18 protein-coding genes, 1 tRNA gene and 1 pseudogene are annotated in these 21,079 nt (G+C 42.5%); 12 read left to right on the plus strand and 8 right to left on the minus strand.

Annotated elements, in window-relative coordinates; genetic code table 11:
• Positions 1-6: 6 nt before the first annotated feature.
• Positions 7-825 (minus strand): glutathione-dependent disulfide-bond oxidoreductase, encoded by an 819-nt coding sequence (yghU, locus tag B0681_RS02660; protein WP_078317178.1) that lies wholly within the window; start codon positions 823-825, stop codon positions 7-9.
• Positions 826-1,053: 228 nt separating this feature from the next.
• On the opposite strand from yghU, the gene thiI reads away from it, so the two are divergent.
• Together thiI and B0681_RS02670 are read left to right on the plus strand one after the other, a co-directional pair.
• Positions 1,054-2,493: a tRNA uracil 4-sulfurtransferase ThiI gene (gene thiI, locus B0681_RS02665; RefSeq protein WP_078317179.1), complete on the plus strand. Its 1,440-nt coding sequence runs from the start codon at positions 1,054-1,056 to the stop codon at positions 2,491-2,493.
• Positions 2,494-2,551: 58 nt separating this feature from the next.
• Positions 2,552-2,627 (plus strand) — tRNA-Gly (locus B0681_RS02670).
• 304 nt (positions 2,628-2,931) lie between these two features.
• Here B0681_RS02670 and B0681_RS02675 read toward each other — a convergent pair.
• Positions 2,932-3,150: a helix-turn-helix domain-containing protein gene (locus B0681_RS02675; RefSeq protein ID WP_078317234.1), complete on the minus strand. Its 219-nt coding sequence runs from the start codon at positions 3,148-3,150 to the stop codon at positions 2,932-2,934.
• A 141-nt stretch (positions 3,151-3,291) separates the two neighbouring features.
• Here B0681_RS02675 and B0681_RS02680 point away from each other — a divergent pair, with 141 nt between their 5' ends.
• The 10 genes from B0681_RS02680 (at position 3,292) to B0681_RS02725 (ending at position 14,007) form a co-directional block, all read left to right on the plus strand.
• Complete coding sequence (locus B0681_RS02680) at positions 3,292-3,507, plus strand: hypothetical protein (protein ID WP_076555708.1); 216 nt, start codon at positions 3,292-3,294, stop codon at positions 3,505-3,507.
• A gap of 14 nt (positions 3,508-3,521) precedes the next feature.
• Positions 3,522-4,703 (plus strand): Arm DNA-binding domain-containing protein, encoded by a 1,182-nt coding sequence (locus tag B0681_RS02685; protein ID WP_078317180.1) that lies wholly within the window; start codon positions 3,522-3,524, stop codon positions 4,701-4,703.
• Positions 4,704-4,732: 29 nt separating this feature from the next.
• Positions 4,733-5,032 carry a hypothetical protein gene (locus tag B0681_RS02690; RefSeq protein ID WP_076555706.1) on the plus strand — a complete coding sequence of 100 codons (300 nt, stop codon included), beginning with the start codon at positions 4,733-4,735 and terminating at the stop codon, positions 5,030-5,032.
• A 214-nt stretch (positions 5,033-5,246) separates the two neighbouring features.
• Positions 5,247-5,795 (plus strand): hypothetical protein, encoded by a 549-nt coding sequence (locus tag B0681_RS02695; protein ID WP_078317181.1) that lies wholly within the window; start codon positions 5,247-5,249, stop codon positions 5,793-5,795.
• A gap of 199 nt (positions 5,796-5,994) precedes the next feature.
• Positions 5,995-8,082 carry a hypothetical protein gene (locus B0681_RS02700; RefSeq protein ID WP_143821214.1) on the plus strand — a complete coding sequence of 696 codons (2,088 nt, stop codon included), beginning with the start codon at positions 5,995-5,997 and terminating at the stop codon, positions 8,080-8,082.
• 292 nt (positions 8,083-8,374) lie between these two features.
• Positions 8,375-11,128 carry a tyrosine-type recombinase/integrase gene (locus B0681_RS02705; RefSeq protein ID WP_158077913.1) on the plus strand — a complete coding sequence of 918 codons (2,754 nt, stop codon included), beginning with the start codon at positions 8,375-8,377 and terminating at the stop codon, positions 11,126-11,128.
• Positions 11,129-11,389: 261 nt separating this feature from the next.
• Positions 11,390-11,653 carry a HigA family addiction module antitoxin gene (locus tag B0681_RS02710; RefSeq protein ID WP_078317184.1) on the plus strand — a complete coding sequence of 88 codons (264 nt, stop codon included), beginning with the start codon at positions 11,390-11,392 and terminating at the stop codon, positions 11,651-11,653.
• Positions 11,654-11,692: 39 nt separating this feature from the next.
• Positions 11,693-11,905 (plus strand): hypothetical protein, encoded by a 213-nt coding sequence (locus B0681_RS02715; protein WP_078317185.1) that lies wholly within the window; start codon positions 11,693-11,695, stop codon positions 11,903-11,905.
• A gap of 32 nt (positions 11,906-11,937) precedes the next feature.
• Positions 11,938-12,459, plus strand: a complete 522-nt coding sequence (locus B0681_RS02720) for a hypothetical protein (RefSeq protein WP_078317186.1) — start codon at positions 11,938-11,940, stop codon at positions 12,457-12,459.
• Positions 12,460-12,777: 318 nt separating this feature from the next.
• Entirely contained in the window at positions 12,778-14,007 is a 1,230-nt protein-coding gene (locus B0681_RS02725; RefSeq protein WP_078317187.1) for an ATP-binding protein, read from the plus strand.
• Between the two features lie 26 nt (positions 14,008-14,033).
• Here the strand turns inward: B0681_RS02725 and B0681_RS10510 are convergent.
• The 6 genes and pseudogenes from B0681_RS10510 to B0681_RS10410 all read right to left on the minus strand — a co-directional run.
• Positions 14,034-14,207 (minus strand): annotated as a pseudogene (locus B0681_RS10510) (integrase core domain-containing protein); the annotation flags it as partial.
• A 110-nt stretch (positions 14,208-14,317) separates the two neighbouring features.
• Positions 14,318-14,677, minus strand: coding sequence for an IS3 family transposase (locus B0681_RS10610; protein ID WP_211271494.1), 360 nt, complete (start codon positions 14,675-14,677; stop codon positions 14,318-14,320).
• Between the two features lie 18 nt (positions 14,678-14,695).
• Positions 14,696-14,950: a transposase gene (locus B0681_RS02735; RefSeq protein WP_078317188.1), complete on the minus strand. Its 255-nt coding sequence runs from the start codon at positions 14,948-14,950 to the stop codon at positions 14,696-14,698.
• A gap of 245 nt (positions 14,951-15,195) precedes the next feature.
• Positions 15,196-18,318 carry a UDP-N-acetylmuramoyl-tripeptide--D-alanyl-D-alanine ligase gene (locus tag B0681_RS02740; RefSeq protein WP_211271489.1) on the minus strand — a complete coding sequence of 1,041 codons (3,123 nt, stop codon included), beginning with the start codon at positions 18,316-18,318 and terminating at the stop codon, positions 15,196-15,198.
• Positions 18,319-18,371: 53 nt separating this feature from the next.
• On the minus strand, positions 18,372-19,106 hold the full coding sequence (locus tag B0681_RS02745; RefSeq protein ID WP_078317190.1) for a CatB-related O-acetyltransferase: 735 nt from the start codon (positions 19,104-19,106) through the stop codon (positions 18,372-18,374).
• A gap of 498 nt (positions 19,107-19,604) precedes the next feature.
• The coding region (locus tag B0681_RS10410; protein ID WP_211271490.1) for a hypothetical protein at positions 19,605-21,079 on the minus strand (1,475 nt) is incomplete at its 5' end.

A 21,079-nucleotide genomic window follows, 5' to 3' on the forward strand; every position in this document is an offset into this window, starting at 1 on the left:
AATCGCTTAATCACTGGCAGATGTGATCTGTATGAGCTGTAGATTTTGTGCTGCTTGCACTGCTGCTCGTTCAGCAATGGCGCGCGCCCAACGCAGCACATGTGTGTACTCATGCACCGCCAAAAATCTTGCAGCATCATAAGTATCACTCACATATAGCTCACCTAAACACAGTCTGCCATACCAAGGATAAATCGCCATGTCCGCGATGGTATATTCATCACCTACCATATATTCATGCGTCGCCAAATGCTGATTTAACACATCCAGCTGTCGCTTGGTTTCCATCGCATAACGATTGATCGGATATTCCATCGGTTCAGGCGCGTAGGCATAAAAATGACCAAATCCCCCACCCACGAATGGCGCCGATCCCATCTGCCACATTAGCCACGACAGCATTTGGGCGTGTTTATGCGGGTCGCTTGGGATAAATGCTTGATGCTTTTGTGCCAGATACAAAAGAATGGCGCCGCTTTCAAAAATGGGCGTCGCTGGTGTCGTACTCATATCCAGCAAGGCAGGAATCTTAGAATTTGGATTGATTTTCACAAAATCGGAACCAAATTGATCGCCTGACATGATGTCGATTTTATAGGCGTCATAGCCATCGATTTTACCCAATTTGCGTAGTTCTTCTAATAAGATATTGACCTTAATACCATTGGGTGTGTTCAGCGAATACAGCTGATATTGCTCATTGCCCACGGGCAGCTTTTGTTGGTGGGTTGCGCCAGCGGTTGGGCGATTGGTGCCGCCAAATTTGCCGCCAGCTTTTGCTTTGACAGATTCATAATCCCAGACCAAATCAGGTGTGTAGCTCATTGTTTTTCCTTTTATCATGGTGTGATGGTGGTATCTTGGTGCCATCACTCAAACGATGGCAATTCACACCTCATCATATCATATTTTTTATTGCTCGGCCAAAAAATGCATGTTCACCACACAGCACAAGCAATCAGAACCACCTTTGGCGTGAAATTTGCCAAAAAATGTACCAAAATGGTGTAAAATAGCCAACTTTTATCCTCAGCTAAGTTTATCGGTATTCTCATGAAATTTATCATCAAGCTTTTTCCTGAAATTATCATGAAAAGCGACTCGGTGCGTAAGCGCTTTGTTAAAATCCTAACCGGCAATATCAAAAACACCCTACTGCCGATTGATCCAAATATCGTCGTTGTGCATCATTGGGATTTTATTGAGGTGAAAAGCAAGGATGCGATGAAGCACACTGTCGTTTTGGAGACTTTACAGCGCATCAGCGGTATCCATCACATCTTAGAAGTCGATGAGCATCCTTTTGAGAATTTGCATGATATTTTTCTAAAAACATTATCAGAATATGAAAATAAATTAATCAATAAATCGTTTTGTGTGCGCGTCAAACGGCGTGGCCGCCATGAGTTTGATTCGATGGAGGTGATGCGCTATGTCGGCGGTGGACTCAATCAGCACATCGCATCTGCCAAAGTGCAGCTAAAAAATCCCGATGTCACAGTACGCATCGAAATTGAGGATGATAAGATGATGCTGATCAAGGCGCGCCATGTAGGCTTGGGCGGCTTTCCGATGGGTACTCAAGAAGATGTGCTATCACTGATCTCAGGCGGCTTTGATTCGAGTGTGTCGAGTTATATGTTCATGCGCCGTGGCAGTCGCGTACATTATTTGTTTTTTAATATGGGCGGACGGATACATGAAATCGGTGTGAAGCAGATGGCGTATCACCTGTGGTCGCGCTATTCTTATTCGCATAAAGTCAAATTTGTGACGGTGGATTTTGAGCCTGTGGTCGCTGAGATTTTGCGCTGTATTGATGATGGGCAAATGGGTGTGGTGCTAAAGCGCATGATGGTACGCGCAGCGAGCATGGTCGCCGAACGCTTTGGCATTGAGGCCATCGTCACTGGTGAGGCGATGGGTCAAGTGGCAAGCCAAACATTGACCAACTTATCAATGATCGATAAGGCTGCCAGCAAACTGATTCTGCGCCCGCTCATCACCAGTGACAAAGAAGACATCGTACACATCACCGAGCAAATCGGTACCTATGAGGTGGCAAAGGCCATGCCTGAGTTTTGTGGTGTAATCTCAAAATCCCCGACAGTCAAAGCTGTCGAGGACAAACTTTTGGCACAAGAGGCCAAATTTGACTTTCAGATTCTAAAAGACGCCACCTTTAACGCTCAAGTACAAGATATTCGCCAGCTTAATCAGACAGATGACATCATTATGCCTGATGTGACACATCACATCCAAGATGGTCAAGTGGTGCTGGATATTCGCACACCTGAAGAGGCAGATGAACTACCTTTGCAGGTCGATGCTACCGTGATCGCCCTGCCGTTTTATAAATTATCCTCACAGTTTGCCACACTCGATCAGCATAAAACCTATCTTTTATACTGCCAGCAAGGTGTGATGAGCCGCCTACAAGCCGCTCGACTACTGAGTGAAGGCCATCGCAATGTCAAAGTGCTAAAATTATAAAAATTTTGATAAAAATGCTTGACACTGGCAAATTATGCTATATAATATGCCACACAACGCGGGAATAGCTCAGTTGGTAGAGCACAACCTTGCCAAGGTTGGGGTCGCGAGTTCGAATCTCGTTTCCCGCTCCAAATTTTAAAAAGTCCAAATCGAACGGTTTGGGCTTTTTTGTTGTTTAAAATCAAGGGTTTGGGTAGTTGTTTATTTGTATTATTGTGTGACCACTTTTCTTTACTTGGCCACTGCCGATTTTGATGGTGACCAAAAGGTGTCCACTTTGGTGACCAAAGGTGTTTTTTGACACACAGTGTAAATTGCCAATTTGACCCCAACTCGTTTTCATGCCATCTTTTTCAATCTTAAGTATAAATAAGTAATTTGCCAACAAGAAGTATTTTGTAAATCATAAAATATTTCTTGTTGGCACTCACAATCCTATTTGGTTAACTCCGAATTTGGCACATGCTCAAAAATATCCCCTACTTGCACATCTAACGCCTCACAAATTTTATCAATCGTCTCAAAATCAATCCGTGTTGTTTGGTCATTGTAAATCTTATGTACTGTGGATTTACTAATCCCCGTCATGCGAATCAGATCTGCAACTTTCAATCGTCTTTGTGCCAATAATACCGGTAAATTGCTTTTAATCATCAAAAACTCCAATTTTTTTGCAAAAAGTACTTGCATCGAATAACAAAATACGCTAATATACTTCTATCGAAGTACAAAATACTTCAAAAGAAGTTTTTAAGATTTCGATATTTATATTTTCGACTTCAAATGGAGAATATTATGACACAAACCTACCTCACCACTCAAGAGCTTTCGCAGATGATTAAATATGATGAGCGTACCATTCGCAATCAGCTAAAGGATTCTGTATTAATTGAAGGCATTCATTACTTTAGACCATTTGGCGGTCGCAAGATCTTGTATATCTGGGAACAGATTGAAAAAGATATGCGCACTGGCATTATGGGTAGTATTAATGGTATGGCACTACAGTAAAAAGGAGGCTGAATATGGCATCAATCAGAACCAGAAAAGGCAGTAATTTACTTTTTGTCGATTTTCACTATATGGGCAAACGCTGCCGAGAAACAACCAATCTGACTGACACACCGGCAAATCGTAAAAAGCTTGCTAAGGTGCTTGAGAAGATGGAAGCGGAGATTTTATTGGGTAGCTTTCGTTATGAGCAGTATTTCCCAAAGAGTGACAAGGCTGCCTATTTTGATGAGCTCAATAACCGACGATTAAGCCTACAAAGCGATACGCCGTTATTTAAAGAGTTTGCGGAGCTGTGGTTTGAAGAAAAGCAGATTGAATGGCGTAAAACCTATCAGGAGAAAATTATGATTATCCTAAACAAGTATTTATTGCCTAAGTTTGCAAATCGGGCTTTATTTATGATTGAAAAGTCGGATGTCTTGGCATTTCGTAGTTCCCTCGCCAAAGTGACCTACAATAATACCAAGAACACCCTGTCTGCAGCCAGAATCAATGCAATTATGACCACATTGACTATGATACTAAAAGAAGCGTCAAAACGCTACAACTTTGACAATCCTTGTGAAGATATTAAGAAGTTAAAGACGCCAAAATCACAGATTGAGCCGTTTAGTATTGATGAAGTGTGGCGATTCATCCACGGTGTGCGCGCTGATTATAAAAACTACTATATCGTCCGATTCTTTACCGGTATGCGCACGAGTGAAATTGATGGATTGACATGGGAGCATGTGGATTTTGAAAGAAAAGAAATCCGTATCAGACAAGCATTGGTCAATGGCGTGATGGGTGAGCCTAAAACATTAGAATCCAATCGTGAGATTATGATGTCGCCATTTGTTTTTGAAGCACTCAAAGCACAGCATCAGGTGAGCTATGGTAAATCCAAATTTGTCTTTTGTTCGCACACTGGAGAGCCACTTGACTATCACAATGTCAATCGCCGTATTTGGCACCCAACCCTAAAAAACCTTGGGTTAAAGCCAAGAAGTGCTTATCAGACCAGACACACAGCTGCGACATTGTGGCTATCAGCAGGAGAAGCGCCTGAATGGATTGCACGGCAAATGGGTCATGTTAATACCATGATGCTATTTAAGGTGTATAGCCGTTATGTACCGAACGCCACTCGCCGTGATGGCAGTGCTTTTGAGGCATTACTACTAAACAGCCAACTTGACCAAGCCAGCTAACTCAATGACTAATTTTAAGGAATGTATTTATGAACAATCTATTTGCAAGCACTCAACCAATGAACAATCAATCACTTAACTCAATGACAGCCATGCAATTGACCAGTAAGCTGACCAAGCAGCTGATTATCTCACTCAACATCCAAGAGGGGCATGGCCTGTGTTATTTTCTTGGTGTCAGCCCGTGTTATCAAAACTACTTGGCAATCTGGCGATGGGTGATGGGTCAAGTAGAAGCATTAAGCGCACAAACGCTTGATGACTACACCTTTGATCAGCTATATTATGATCTGGAATCTTACTTTGTACATCAACTCCCAGCAGGATGAGTGATATACAAATGGGTTAGAATTAATATAATTTACATACCGTCTGGAAATATTCAGGCGGTTTTGTTGTTTTATGACACGAATAGAAATAGTTAGCAAGATATCTTTGCAATATTACTAAAAAAATTTTTGAGTTGTCTATAAATGTTGTCATACAATCAAGGTGATTTGATTGGTTGCTCAATCAAAATAATAAACACTATAAGGAATCACTATGAAAGTTGAAAATAAAAAATCTGTGCAAATACAAAGACATTGCATCTGCATCCGTTCCAACTGCACCCCTATCGCTGAACTGATAGGTCGGTACGGCACGACCATGCCCACACTGGACTTTGGCTCAGACCAATACCTGCCTGTTGTTGTCAAGCACTCCCCTACCGAGTATCTATTGGTTAAAAATTATCTGGCTTTTATCCGCCAAATAGATCAGCCAAGCATCAAGGTTCAGATTGATAAAACCAATGAGGCAATATCGGATGAGATGCTGATACGCACCATAGGTTTAGAATTATGCGACTTGTTTGTTAGGCAGCGCAAAATAGAGCCTGAAATTGAGCAAATGATTTTTGAGCAAAGCGAGCTGATTTTTGGTGAAAAGAAAATACATGAAGATATCTGCGCCTTGGGTGGTTGGAGCTACGATGATTTGAAGAATGCTCGAAGGCTGCGGCGAGTAAAAACTGATCTACCAGCGTTTAGCTTGGCTGATTATCTATACAGTAGCGGTCTGCCTACCAAGGGGGTTTACAATGAGTTTTGATCGCTACTTTACATTCAATGATAAAAATACTGATCTAAACTCACCAACTCAAGATGATCTGACATACCTGCGAAATTGTCTATGCACCCTTGCATCTTGTGTACCACGCATCGCAAATCATATTCACATCCCTGCACATGAGCCATGTATTGTTAGTAAAGATAAACTTCATCAGATATTTCATAAATATAAAGGAAGAATGACTCAGGATGAATATCATGAGCTACAGTCTGCTTTAGCCAGTTTATACCATATCAGCAGTGAGTTTGATGCCAATCACCCTGATGAACAGTGGCAATTAATTGGTAAGCTGTGCCAATGTCTGTGTTATTTTATCGCTCAAAATGATTGCATCCGCATCAAAAGCACCAGTCAGTTTCTGCGGGTTCGCAGCGACCCAGTATTACAGTATTATAGCGTATGGATGGTAAGTATTGAGCTATTAAAAGCTGGTTCGCTAAAGCTTATGCTAGCTCGTATGAAGAATTTTGAGCAAAACGAAGTAAGTCGCTATGGCCGAAGAGAGAAAAAGATGTACCGTGTCCTGCTTCTCATTCTTCAGTCTTGCGACAAACAAAAGCTCACTAAAGGGCGCAATAAGAATGCCAAAGAGCGTGGGAGAGATAAACGCCCTCGCAAGAGCATTAAAAACGAAGTACTCCCCTGTGATTATGACGCTGATATCGATACAGTTAGGCTGACTGAGACACTAAGATGGCAATATGACAGTAACGATGAAAGCTTTGAGGAGGAAGCATCGGATGAGCGGCCAATCAAAAGGGCCATCTACGTTGATCAAACCCAGCTGAGTACGTTAGAAAAAAACAGCTCATCACTGGCGGTCAAACGCATTAAAGCAGCTTGGCATCATGCCAATCTAAACGAGCTGATGACTGATACCAATCTGCGAGTGCTGCCGATTGAATTTGCTGATAAGGTGTGCAATCAGTTGCTCGGGGTTTTTCAGGCAGGTGGGCACTATCAAGGCGCAGCCGCATGGCTACTGCTTGTTATTTGTACAGGTCGCTTATTTGCAGAGCTGATCGCAGATTTAACCCCTCATAAGAAAACACACGGGCTCATTGATCGAAAATCACCAAGATTTAATGCTATAGTCACAGTCAGTCCACAGGACTCCAATGCACTCACTCAAAAATTCGATATGCTTCAAAACAGCGGTAATACGCTCTCATTGCCCTTGCCAAAGACCATTCATCGGCATATCATCAGCCAATACAAACACATCAATAAAGCTGATATGCAAGCACAAATTAGTGAGTTGATTGATGTGCTGAAGATAGAATGCGATTTACCGATAATAACCGAAAATCGCCTCAAAAACTTGTTGCATAAAGCTTTGATTAATCAAACCACTGGTTTATTACAGGCATCTGTCATCACAGGACGCAATAATAAAAAGATGGCAAGCTCTTTTTATTGTAGCCTGCCTAAACAGCAGATATTAGACAACTATTTAAGTGCCATCAAGCAAATTTCACCGGCATTACATCAATCGCTATTCATACAGACGCTTGATGCTGATGAGATGCATCAAAGCATCGGTAGCTATCATGTAGTCACACCACAAGCTACAAGCAAGATCATGCAGGCGCTTCGGGAAAATGCCATGCAGCTTAAACAGCGTTATGATAACGATCATAGCATAACTAACTTCATCGCATATTTTAATGCCTATACAGCTTGGCTATGGCAATTATCCTTGCTACTGACCAGTGTACGCCCCGTCATTGGCTCACCAGGTGCTTTATCGCAATTTAATTTTGATGCCGGTTTATTGCGTGTTAGTGACAAAGAGCAGCGTAGTCTTGGTAATGCCAGAATGGTGCCGCTGTGTCCATTTTTAATCACGCAAATCAAGCAATATGTCGCGTTTTTACGCCATGTCAAACAAAGTATTGGACTTCGCTCATCCGAGCTTAACGATGCCATAGAGCAAATTTTAACAGGCGATCAAGCATTGTTCAATATCATTGATGATCATTTAGAGCTAAAAGAAATCAGCCCATCAGCCATGCAGTCTATTGGCATCAAAGATTGGACGATGCCGGATAACTGGGCAAGGCACTTTGTGCGATCTTATCTATCAAGTCAGCTACAGGTACCAGAAACACTTATGCTTGCCATCTATGGTCATGAACTTGATGGGCAGGAGCTACTGCGCCCGTCAAGCTCACTGGGATTGGGTCTGATGTCACAAGCTGCAAAGGCGTTTGAGACAATGGCAAAACAACTTCAACTACAAGGGATGGTGGCGTATGGCAACTAAAACTCACATCACAAATTTGCGATCGATTGTGCATGAAGCTTGCAGAATTCATCATGAGCGGCTTATCAGCCAATCTGACGGACACCCAACTGAGGATGCGTATAACGCACTCTATCAATTCATTCAGCAGAATATCAAAACACATCATCCAAATAGCGACTCTATTTTGGTGGATCGGCACATAGCTCAGTATTTCAATCTCCTTAAAAAGTTGTCTAACTCACCCATACCTATAACGCAATCACAAGTTGGGCTTGGGCGAGGCAAAAATACAATTGAATCAAAGGACACTATGACATGGCTTAATGAGGCCTACCAAGCAATAGCTCGACTGCTATCCACTTGTCAAGAGAGCTTGCATCAGATGAATTTGGCACAAGTATTTGCTGCATTATATGCAAATCTTTGGATTTATACTGGTGTACAAGATGAGCGGATTAGGCAGCAAATCTATCAGTATATCATTGAGAAAAAGTCACTATTTAGGCTGGGCAATGCGCTGATACTGACTGTAGATATCCCTAGTAAAAGCTATGGATATCATCCCATGTCCAGCTCGTCTATGCTGATCGATGTGGCAGATAATGCCGACGCTTTGTTATTTGTCACTCACCATATCATCATTGACGATGTCAGCTTGCTGTGGATCGCTTATATCAACCGCCATCCACAAAGCAAAATGCCGACATTTGAGCAAACCCAGCAGGCGTTCGATCAACTGATGCAGACCTGCCTGCAAGTCAAGAAACCACAGCCCCATCACTTTAGTGCAATACAAAAGGGTTTGTATCTTGCCAGACAAACCTTTAAAAATTCACAGCTGGATATGCAAATGTCTGCCATTGTCGGCAATCAGCAAAAGCACACGAGCATCAGTAGCGATCAGTGGAAAAACTATCACTCACCAAGCTTTAAACCGTTGTCAGTGACGCTATCCGATGAGCTGTTTACCGCCACTATGACCATCAAAAAAGGTAGTGCTGAGCCAACCGATAAACCAGCTGTATATAAATTCGACCTAGTGCGTGAAATCAGAAATATCCTAAAGCAAAGCAAAACCACAGCCATCAAATCGCTTAAGGTGCTTGCCAGTCAGACACAAATAACTGCCCAGTTGGGTCTGATTTACTGGATAAGTGATCTATTTGGCGGCACAAAATCTGCAAATACCAAACACTATAAACCTGCAAGTATCAAACGCTATTTAAGCGAGGTGGGCGATTGGTTTTTACATTTTGTGCAAGATCAAGACATAAGCACTTGGGATGGCGATGATTTTATCAATTTATATGAAAACATTATTTATCAATCCAATAAGAAGAAGATAGGTTATGCAGCAACTGTGCTTAGATCCTTACATCAATCTTTGCAAAGGCATTTTATGGGCATTCCCAGTGTTGCAATTGCAAGTAAAAGCGATGGCATGGTGGTTGAGCCTGTCCTTGTCGCACCCATTATGTATCAGCATATCCGTAATCTGATACACTCATCGACACTCAGTGAGCATAATCAACAGATATTGGACATTATCTTTATTCTTTTGTATCGCACAGGCATGCGGATCAATGAGCTTTTGGGGCTTAAACTTAAGGATTTTGAGTATGATTACAAGCAAGAGCAAGCAGTCATCCTAAATATTTTGGTTCGTCCCAATGGTTATCGTGGTATCAAATCTGACGATGGTCGTCGCAGGTTTTGTCTGCAAGTATTACTCAAACCATCCGAGCTACAATTGGTGCATGAGTGGTATTTGTTACGCAAACAAAGAAATGAGGCTTACTTTTTGACGCTAGAGCACAAATCTGGTGCACTTGAATATCATGAAATCCAAAAGCCAATCTCGGTGATATTGGATACTTTGCCTTATAAGGTGACCCCGCATGGCTTTCGCCATAATGCCATCAGTGTGATGGCGATGATTTTGGGTGGTGCGGATGTGCTCTTACCATATTTTAGTGATTATAGCAGCGATGAGATATTGGCGATTAAGCGCAAGTTTTTGGGTGAATGTCATCAGATATCAACAACGGCGTGGAGCGTCTTGGCAGAATTTGCCGGCCATTCATCGCCCGAAACGACTTTTTCCAGCTACATTCATGTGGCTGATTTGATTGCGTATAGTCAAATGGCTCATGCAACAATAGAAATGCCTGCATCTTTAGTGGAGACATTGACAGGGCTTCGTCGCCAAAGTTTTAGCGACAATGGACGTCGCGCCTATGATAAAGCTAGCGGCATGGTGAATCTAAATGATATTCGCACATTGATCATCAGGCAATTGGGTGCCAATTTTTATCACATCCCCGCTCGTGTTAAACCGCCCGCCATCAAAATCGCGTCACACAAAACACCTAGCAAAAAACAGATGCCTGATATCTTAAAGATTGATGTCTATGCAGCTGTGATGAAGTTTTTGAAGAAGCTGCAAGACAATTACCCATTTGAGGATGCCAGATCTGACGGATTAGATTCGATCAAAGCAGAGAAGATTAAGAACTATATTGACACGCAGCGCGGGCAATTAACACCCTATTTTGGGGATAAAGGCAAAAAGAATCCAAATCAATATCTGCCGATCATACCCAAAACCAAACAGGAAATCACTTTACTGCACAATTTACTTAAAAAATTGGGTGATTTATATCAGACAGATCGCAAAGCATTTGATGATTTTGTGGTGATTTTACGCGGTGCAAGCTTTGTAAGCGGTCAGATGCGAATGCCTTTTAAGGATCGCTCGCAAGTTTATCGATTTGCACAAATCGCTGTCAAGCTACTCGACAAAAAGTATTGGCGGATTGAAGTTGCTGCTAGGTCTGATGTTAAAAAGTCTATCAATCTAAACCAAGAATTGGCTCAATTAAAGCAAGAAACCACAATCATTGCCAAAAAATCAACTCGTGCAAATAGCTCTTATACGGGATTTTTGATATCAAATACCTATACCATCGATAAGAAGAAGCATAATGGCATCGCCATACTGCAACATGTATGCTTTTTAATGGTGGTGTGGATTGATGCTTTTTTGGATAAGTCTCAGAGTTGAAATTAATAATATAGGTCTGTACCGGTACAGATGAAACAAACTGTAAGATAAATCGGACGACTTAAATTCTTTAAAAAAACTCCACATAGCGATGACAATCTCCATCTGTTTGCTCATGCAATCATACATCAGCATGAATTTTATCTATTAGATCATTATTACTAATTGATTATGGTAAAATATGCCAAAGGGTAGGCAATCACTACCCAGACTGCAAATACTTGTTAATTACTGCCTGCACGATAACATCATGGAGCGCCTATGTCCAACAATGGTATGAGACCAATTCATGTGGGAGAGATACTGCGTGAAGAATTTTTAAAACCTATGGGATTGTCAGTAGCGACTTTGGCCAAGTCTTTGGGCATTGCACCTGACCATCTTAACGATATCATCAGTGAGCGGTGTGGCATCAGTGCTGACACTGCTTTGAGCTTGGCGCAGCATTTTGGCAACAGCCCTAGATTTTGGTTGGATTTACAAAATACCTATGGGCAACAACTTGCCAAAACAGTCCATTTTTAAATGACATCGGAACCATCACGCCATCAAAAGGAAACTCGTATGAAACAAGCAAGCACCCAAAAGCTGACACTTCAAGACTACGCACCCAAACACTACATCGAGTTATCAGAGCTAGAAGAGAATTTTGATTACTGGATGGAAGTTGTCGAAAAAGATGTGATTGCTATTATAAAAGATGGAGAACCTAAATTTTGTATGGTGCCTGAATTTATTTATGCTCAGATGACAGCTTATACATCTTTAGATGATTGATGGTTAATAGTAATTGTCATAAGCCAAAACCCATGAAAGATCTACCAACGCGTACCTTTGATGCCTTTTGTGAAGGGATATTAGATACTGCTGTGTTTTATAGCAGTGATGATGCGTATTTGTATCGATTGGATGAATATAGACAAGTCTTTGAAAGACTGGCTAAAGATGCTGACATTCGTGTGATTTATTATGACTTTGCTGATGTGCAAGCATCTATTTATCAGCATTTTATGGCGCATATGATTGCAGCTGTTTGCCCCAATCAAGCAGATAGCTGTTATTCTTTAAGAGTTGTATTTGAGCAAATTATCTCAGGTAATCAGCGATATTTGTTAATACTGGACAATATTGAGTGTTTATATCAACCATTCTATCTCCAATCATCTGACACCAAAGACTTCATCGGCTCATTACGCACCTGCCTAGATGTCTATCGAACAAATATCCGCACGGCTATGCTTTGTCGAGATACAGCAAATTTAAGAAAGCTGTACCATGATTACCGTGAGCCATTTTATCGTTTTGGGTATTTGCAGGATGTGGGAAGGTGAATGTCCTTTAATCAAAACGCTTGAAGGCGATACTAACCCCACTTTACCAATCCATATCCCACGTTTCCAGTTTCAATAAGTGGGTGGCTTGGGTAATTTCATCGTTATTTTCCATAAAATGTCGCAATTTATCGTATTTTACCTTATTTTATCGTAATTTGTCGTAAATTATCGTATTTTATCTCAGTTTGTCGCTAATTGACTTTTGGGTAATTAGTTTATACTTGAAACTTTTGTATATATAGAAAAAGTTTCAAGTATGATTGAAACTTTTTCTATATTAAGGTAAAATAGCAATTATAGTTTTAGGATTTTACCGTGAAAAAAGATTTAGTTTATCGCCAAAAATACCTTGAAATGGTACGCCCGTTTATCGGAAAACGTTTGATTAAAGTGTTCACAGGGCAACGCCGTGTGGGTAAAAGCTATTTGCTGTTTCAGATTATGCAAGAGATTCAAACAGTGGATGAAAATGCCCACATTATTTATATCAACAAAGAAGACTTGGCATTTAGTCACATTACAACCGCAGAGAACCTGAATGATTTTGTGCAAGAGCAGAAAAAGAGCGGTCAAAAAAATTACATTTTTATCGATGAAATTCAAGAGATTACAGATTTTGAACAAGCGTTGCGTTCGCTTTTATTAGATGACGAATTGGATTTGTATTGCACGGGCAGCAATGCTCATTTGCTTTCACGGGATATTGCAGGTAGCCTGAGCGGGCGGGCGATTGAAATTAATGTTCACTCCCTGTCCTATTTTGAATTTCTTGAATTTATGAAACTGGACGATAGCGATAAATCGATGTCGCTGTTTTTGAAATATGGCGGTTTGCCTTATTTGAAAGACTTGCCGTTGCAAGACAATATTGTGTTTGAATATCTACGAAATATTTATTCTACCATTGCGATTCGGGATATTGTGAACCGCTATGCGTTACGAAATGTGCAATTTTTAGAACAACTTACACAATTTTTAGCAAGCAATATTGGCAATCTGTTTTCCGCCAAAAAAATCTCTGATTTTTTAAAATCACAGAAAATTACCACCTCAAGCACACAGGTGCAAAATTATGTGGAATACCTTGCCAATGCCTTTTTAATTCATAAAGTGCCACGCTATGATATTGAAGGAAAACGAATTTTTGAGATTGGCGAAAAATACTATTTTGAAGATTTAGGCTTACGAAACGCCCTGATTGGCTATCGAGTGCAAGACCGTGGCAAACTGCTCGAAAACTGCATATTCAATCATCTTCAAATCGCAGGTTATGATGTCAAAATCGGCGGTTTAAATAGCCAAGAGATTGACTTCGTGGCAGAGAAAAACGGCGAACGCATTTATGTGCAGGCCGCGCTGACCATTAATGAAGAAAAAACGCTTGAGCGAGAATTTGGCAACCTGCTGAAAATCCAAGACAACTACCCGAAATATGTGGTGACGATGGACGAATTTGACGGCAATACTTTTGAGGGGGTGCAATGTTTGAGTTTGAGAGAGTTTTTGAGGGATGTAATGGTCAACTCATTCAACAGTCCCTTATAAGTTGATTTTACTGGAACTGGTGCCAGACCTTGATTGTATTGATGTTGACGAATGTGATTATAATACATCACATAGCCTTTGATATCATTTATTGCACTTTCAACATCACGATAACCGCCTTTTGGCATCCACTCATGTTTAAAACTACGAAACCATCGCTCCATTGGGGCAGCATCCCAGCAATTACCTCGGCGACTCATACTTTGGGTTAGTTTGCATCTATTAACGCAAGCTGTAAACTTGTCACTGCCATAAATATAATGCCATACGCCTTTAACCTTCAGATAGGTTGTATCACCACAAAGTGCCGTTATATTAGGCTTAGGACTAAACTGTCGCGCCAGAATATTATCAAATATTTGGCGGTCTTTGTCTTGATAACGCCATTTTTTTGCGGTTGTTTGCTGAATAAGCCTTGCTGCTTCATGAGCTTACGCACTAAATACAAGCCAACCGTGACACCTTTTGCTTGCAATCGTGCTTTGATACTGCGTTTACCTGAGAAGCTTCTGCTTTCATCAAAAATGACTTTTATGTGAGTGGCGATGCCAACATGCTTAGCTGGTTTATTAACCTGTCGTAACTGGGCATAGTAAGCGCTTTCACTGACGCCAAGTAACTCGCATAAAGCTTGATGCCATGCGATTTTAATGTCTTGATTGCTTGGTATTTTTGCTCTCGAGAGATATTAAAATCGCTGTAGCTTTTTTAGAATCAGCCTGTCCTCTTCTAGTACTCTGATTCTATCTTCTAGCTCACGAATACGTTGCTGTTCAGGACTGATTGGTTTTGAGCCTGCAAGTACACAGCCTTGATGTTCTGCTTTGACTTGGCTTAACCAGCGTCTAAATGATGTTTCAGCAACATCCAATTCCTGACAAGCTTGGGATATACTGTAGCCTTTGTCTGTGACTAATTTTATGCTTCCATTTAAACTCTGCACTAAAGCTTCGTCTTGGTCGTCCCATCATTGTATCCTCATTTTTATGATATTGCACCACTTATTGAGGATTGCGGGATTGGTGTACCACTATAAGACGCCTATATTAGATCTCAAAGCCCAACCAATAAACATCACAAAGCGCCTAGCATCACTGCTTAACACCACCAAGGACAACCAAACTAAACCAGCTTCAAGCAATTCATCTCAGTACACAATCAGTTGGCTGCCTTGGCATCTTTGCCTATTTATTTACTTGCAAACAGGCTGTGCAAGCCGATGCCGTTGGAAGCCTTCAGGAAAATATGATCGCCTTTTTTAGCGATTTTTGACAAATGGGTGGCGGCGGCATTTTTGTCGGCTGCCACAAACACGGCTTTGTCTTGTGCCGACAGCCATTCGGCGTGTTTGCCCATTTCTTTGCCGACCAACACCACACGGTGAATCGGCAAAGTGGCAATCTGCTCGACAACTGTACGGTGATAGCTTTCCGTATCAGCACCCAACTCCAGCATATCACCCACCACCAGCACTTTGGCATCGGCAGACACGGCATGGCCGGCAAAGGCTTCGATCGCCGCTTTCATGGACAGCGGATTGGCATTATAAGCTTCGTTATACACCATCACCGTATGGCCGCTGCTCTCGGCAGCAAATACATTGCCTCGGCCGTCCACCGCTTCAAAATCCGCCAAGGCCTGCACCACTTCAGCAAGTGGCAGCTTTTCGATACGGGCAACGGCAAGCACAGCCAGTGCGTTCAGCGCCATATGGCGGCCTGTGGTTTTTAAGCGTAAGGAAAGCTGCTCTTCGCCCACCGTAACAAGCGCCATACCGTTTTCATACGACAGCAGGCGCAGATCGGCGTTTTCCGATTCGCCGTAGCTGACAATATTCAGGCCGCGTGCCGCCGCTTTTTCGGCAATCAGGTCAAATTGGGCAATATCACGGCAGATTACCGCATGGCTGCCGGTGTCCATTGCATCAAAAATACGCGATTTTTTAACCGCAATGGTCTCCACATCATTATGGTATTCCAAGTGCGCCGGTGCGATATTGGTGATCAGCGCAATATCGGGGCGGGCGATTTTGGAGTTGGTTGCCATATCGCCGATGGCCATTTCCAGCACCCAGTAATCCAAATCCGAAGGCAAAGACGCCATATTCCAGGCCGTGCCGATCGGCAGGTTGGCGCTGCCGATGGTTTGCCCTGCCCGTTTGCTTGATTTCAAAGCCGCCGTCATCATGGCAACGGTGGTGGTTTTGCCGGCACTTCCGGTAATGCCGACCACACGGCCACTGAAATGCTTGCGTGCCCAAGCACCCAAATCCAGCGTCGCTTGGCGCACATTCGCCACTTGCAGCACCGGCACGCCCAAATCACGGTAAGTCGCCACATCATCAGTGACCACACCGGCTGCACCTTTACTGATAAACGAACGCACAGCAGGCAGCGGCAAAAAGCCTTTGTCCATATTTTTGCCGCGCGCCACCAACAAACAGCCGGGCTTAAACCCTGCCGGATGGATGGCGACACCGCTGGCCTGCCAGTCCGCTGACGGCTCTGCAACCCAGCGGCCTTCGGTAGCCGCCGCCACACCTGCCGCTGTCAGGCTGCATTCAGCCGACACCAGGCTTTTATCCTGTTTCTGTGCCGATTTTGGATAGCGTTTGTCTGACAACAATTGGTGATATGCCACCAAGCCCGACAGATAATGCTCCACATCGTCAATGCGTACACGGAATGCATGGTGGCGGATAAAACCGCCCCACAAAATCGTGGACGGCAATTTGTAGAACATCGCCATTTCTGGGAAAAAGATGCCGTTTAACAAATAATTGGCACGGGTATGCAGTGCGCGATAGAAATCGGCCACATCAAAACCGTCCAGCACATGGGCAAATTGCGGAAATTCATCCAGCTTCAGCAGCATTTTGTGAAATGCCATGCTAAGCTCAAGCAGCGTGGGGAATGTCGTAATCCGCTTTTCAATAAAGTTCGTGTAGCCTTTGACATTATCCACCGCAAAGCGGAAATATTTTTCATCCGGATAATGCTGCACCAATTCGTTGGAACAATAAGACAACCAGTGGTCGTGTGCGGTATTGTGTCCGGCTGCAATAAAGTAATCGAAGGCTTTAACCACAATATCCAGCCAACGCTGATTTTGCGTTAAGCCATACAAGCGCATCAAGCCAAATGCCGCCTCACCGTCGTAATAAATCACTCGGCTTTTTGCCACTACCGACAAATCGGCAGCGCTCAAGATATGCACAAAACCGCCGTCCGGCTGCTGCATGGCAGCAATGCCCTCGGCCAAGGCTTCTGCCAATGCCTGATAACGCGCATTATTCGGACTGTCGGCAAACACTTGGATGTATTTCACCAAGGCCAAAATCGCCACCGCATTGGCGCCCAGCTTGATCTCATCGTTAATCTCCACCACATAGGCCAAACCGTTTGGATAATGGCGGATAAAGGCTTGAATCAAATCTTCGAGTGCAGCATCAATCTGGCTTTTCAAAGTCGGCAAATCACCGGTATTTTGCGTGCGGCAAAATTCATAGCCCTCAATCAGCGCATATGTGCTGCTGGCATGACGCAAAGTATTGTAGGTGCCAATGGTGCGGCCAAACACAGGGAAATGCCCATATTCATAGCGGCCGTCTGCCTTAACCTGATTGCCCAAATAAGCCGTCAGCTCCGTGATGATCGGACGACTGTTCTCCGCATCCAAAGGCGGCATTTCACGGCGGCCGTGTTGGCGGGATGTGGTGGACAAACGATGGCTTTCATTGGCAGCCAAGTCCACAAACACGCCATCCGTCATAAAAGTCAGTACTTTCATATTGCCAGCAAAATCAGGCATCTGACTGCTGCCGTGACGGGCTTTGATATAAGCCTGCAGGTTTTTCTCATTGACCTGCGCCACAGCCACATTCACACCTTGATACAGGCAGGCATGGGCATTCAGCTCCATCTCTGAGCATAAGAGCCACGGCTCTTTTTTGCCTTCAAAAGCAATACCGCTGCGGAAATAGTTGCGTTTGTACTTTTTAAATTCCTGCTGCAAGGCCTGCCAAGTGGTTTCTTGAGATGTGGTTACCCACTCCAGACGCAGCCATTTCAGCGGCAACTCAAACTTATTCGCCATTTTTTTCAAGCGTGCCGCCAAATCGGCCGGTTCAATTAAGGCCGTCTGAAAGCTTACGGTTTTGGCACGTTTTTCGCCATCGGTTGCCGACAGCAGCCAGTAGCCACTTAAGGGATGAGATGCGGCTGTTATCTTCTTATTGCGCAAGGATTTTATTAGTTTTTCAGCCATCAAGGAATAAACGGGCTGAGATTGGGGAGAATAGTTTTTTTTCATCATAATTTCACTGCAAAATATCAATATATTTTATTAAATACACAAACACTTTTTTATTTCTGCACGGGAATATTTAGCTCCGTTAAGACATCCATCAAATTAGAAGATGACAAGCGCGGCAAATTTTCTTTGTGTTGATTGACCAATTCGACAAACGCTTCAATTTCAATATCTGATGGAAACGCCAGTTTTGTAATATCGTAGTCATACCACCTGCTTTCCAATAACAATTTGATAATCTCGTCAGGAAATCTCATTTTCAGTACTCGTGCAGGGTTACCACCGACAATGGCATACGGTGGAACATCTTTGGTTACATTAGCCCTTGCCGCCACAATGCAACCTGTATGCAGCATAATCCCAGGCTTCAGCATAGCATAAGCACCAATCCACACATCGTCTTCAATGGTAATTGCTGAGTGCTTTTTGGGAATGCCACATTGCTTCATTTGGCTGTCCGGCGGATAACCTTTCTCATAAGTGATTGCAGAAGTTGTAAATCGCTGATAAGGGTGCTCAAGCCCCCTTTTCACAACCTGTGCTGCAATCGAGCAATAGTTGCCGATTTTGGTATCCGTCGGCAACGGCGACCAAGTGTATGAATAACTGCCAATATTCATGAATTGATTGCCGGCTAGAATTTTTGCAAAGTGGCCAAACTCAGCCGATTCATCAAAAATCAATTTATTACGAGCAGGGGGTAATTTGGCATTCCCCTGTGTAAAATACAGATTTTTTTCAGCCAAAAGCTGACAAGCTTCCGCATTAAGTTCAATAGAATATTTCATATATTTTTTTAGATAGGTTACTTCGATGGCAACTATTAAATCCTGCAATTTAACCAGTCAATAGTTAAAGCATATGACTAAAATATGCATAAAAATCTAAGAGAAATTAATTCAAAGACTTTAAAATATCACTAACAATGTTCGATAGTCATCGCTATCATTCCACCATAACCAATCTTAAGCGATTGAAGTGATCAAATTTCAGATATTTTTATTAAACAAACGCGATGAAACCTTGCTGTGTATAAATGATTGGTTTTGACACGCTTAATATCTTTATCAATTTTGACTGTAAATTACTTTGTTCATTATAACAATTTTTATTATAAAGTTGTAGTCTTACCAACCACCAATTTGTTGTATATTTTAATTAAGAAATCAATTACTTGCCTAATTTCGACATGGAATATATCAAGCAAACAAAAAAACGGAATCTCAATCGGTGAGATTCCGTTTTTGCTTTTTTGAACATTAAGCAATACTATAAATCATTGCTATTTACAAGATGGTAATATCACTATCAATATATACCTTATAGCTGGTATCAGCACCTAAAGTATATTCAGTATAAACATTGCCATCTTTGGTAACTGTGCCAGTAGCACTCCAAGTTGTCACTTGACCGTTGACATAGTCATTCAGATTACCAGTCTGATTACCCAAATGGACTTTGTCGTTTGAGTCACCTGAGATGTACAGTGATTTACTGTTATAAATCAGGTTGTCATATGTAACGCCCAACAGAACTTGGTTATTACCGGCCAGAGCAATTTCTTCTACACCACTAATCTTCTGCAAATTACCAACATTGGTTGAAGTGGTAAAGTCTTGCGTAAAGGTCAGCACATCATAACCAGCACCACCATCGATACTGCCTGTAGCTGTTACTGCATGTTGGCCAATAGTGATACTATCATTTCCAGCGCCAGCATTGATGCGAGCAGAACCTTGCAAAGCACCCTCAATTGAAATTGTATCATTGCCGTCGCCCAAGTTGATGACGCTTGAACCACCCACATAGCCTGCAATATTAACTTCATCTGCACCATTACCAAAATTAATTTGGGTGGTGTCACTCACATACCCACCGACATTAAGAACATTGTCACCCGCTCCCATATCGACAAAGTTTAGATTGCCGCTCATATTTTTGGTTACCGTCAAGGTATCATCAGCTTCACTAAAGCGTGGTGCTAATGATTCATCGGTTGACAAGTCCACTGAACCAATATGAGTGCCGTACTCTGAAGTTTTAATGCCGGTGCTCAAATTCAGATTTACACCCACAATATTAGTAACTGTGATACTCAAGCCTGGATTGCTAAGCTCAGTAACCGAGCTGTCGCTAGCTGTATCCGAAGACAAGCCCCCGCTTTGGATCACCGCAGTAACAATATTGTTTTGTCCATTTGGCAAAGGTGTAAAGCTTACAACAATACCATTGGTACGATTATTATCATCAATAGTGTAGGTTTGCTGCACACCATTAATGGTTACAACCAAAGTATCTCCATTCTTCGCATTGCTTGGAATGGTAATGGTGGCTGTAGCATCACCGGTAGATCTTAGGTCACCCTGATTAATTTTGCCATCATTGCCATCATTGATCGATACACTTGGAGCTGCCGGAGCAACAGTATCAGTATCCGAAGGACCGGTGTTATCCGAGCTATCGGTATTGGTTGCTGTGACATCTGAGCCATCTTTAACTGCATCTTCAGGGATGGTAATCACGCCAGTTTTTGGATCAACTGTGATGCTGTCGTTTGGATTGTCATCCACCCAGTTACCGCTGTCATCCTTAGTGAAGGTAACAGTATGGCTATCACCATTTTCATCGGTGTAAGTCACGGTAGTTTTGGTGACATCCGGATCAGCAGACGGTGTTACAGTGACTGAACCATCATCATTGGCAACCACATCTGGTGCTGTAGGCGGAGTGACATCTTTCGCCGTATCAGTATCCGAAGGAC

This window comes from Moraxella porci DSM 25326 (genome assembly GCF_002014855.1).
In the GTDB taxonomy this organism is placed as follows: domain Bacteria; phylum Pseudomonadota; class Gammaproteobacteria; order Pseudomonadales; family Moraxellaceae; genus Moraxella; species Moraxella porci.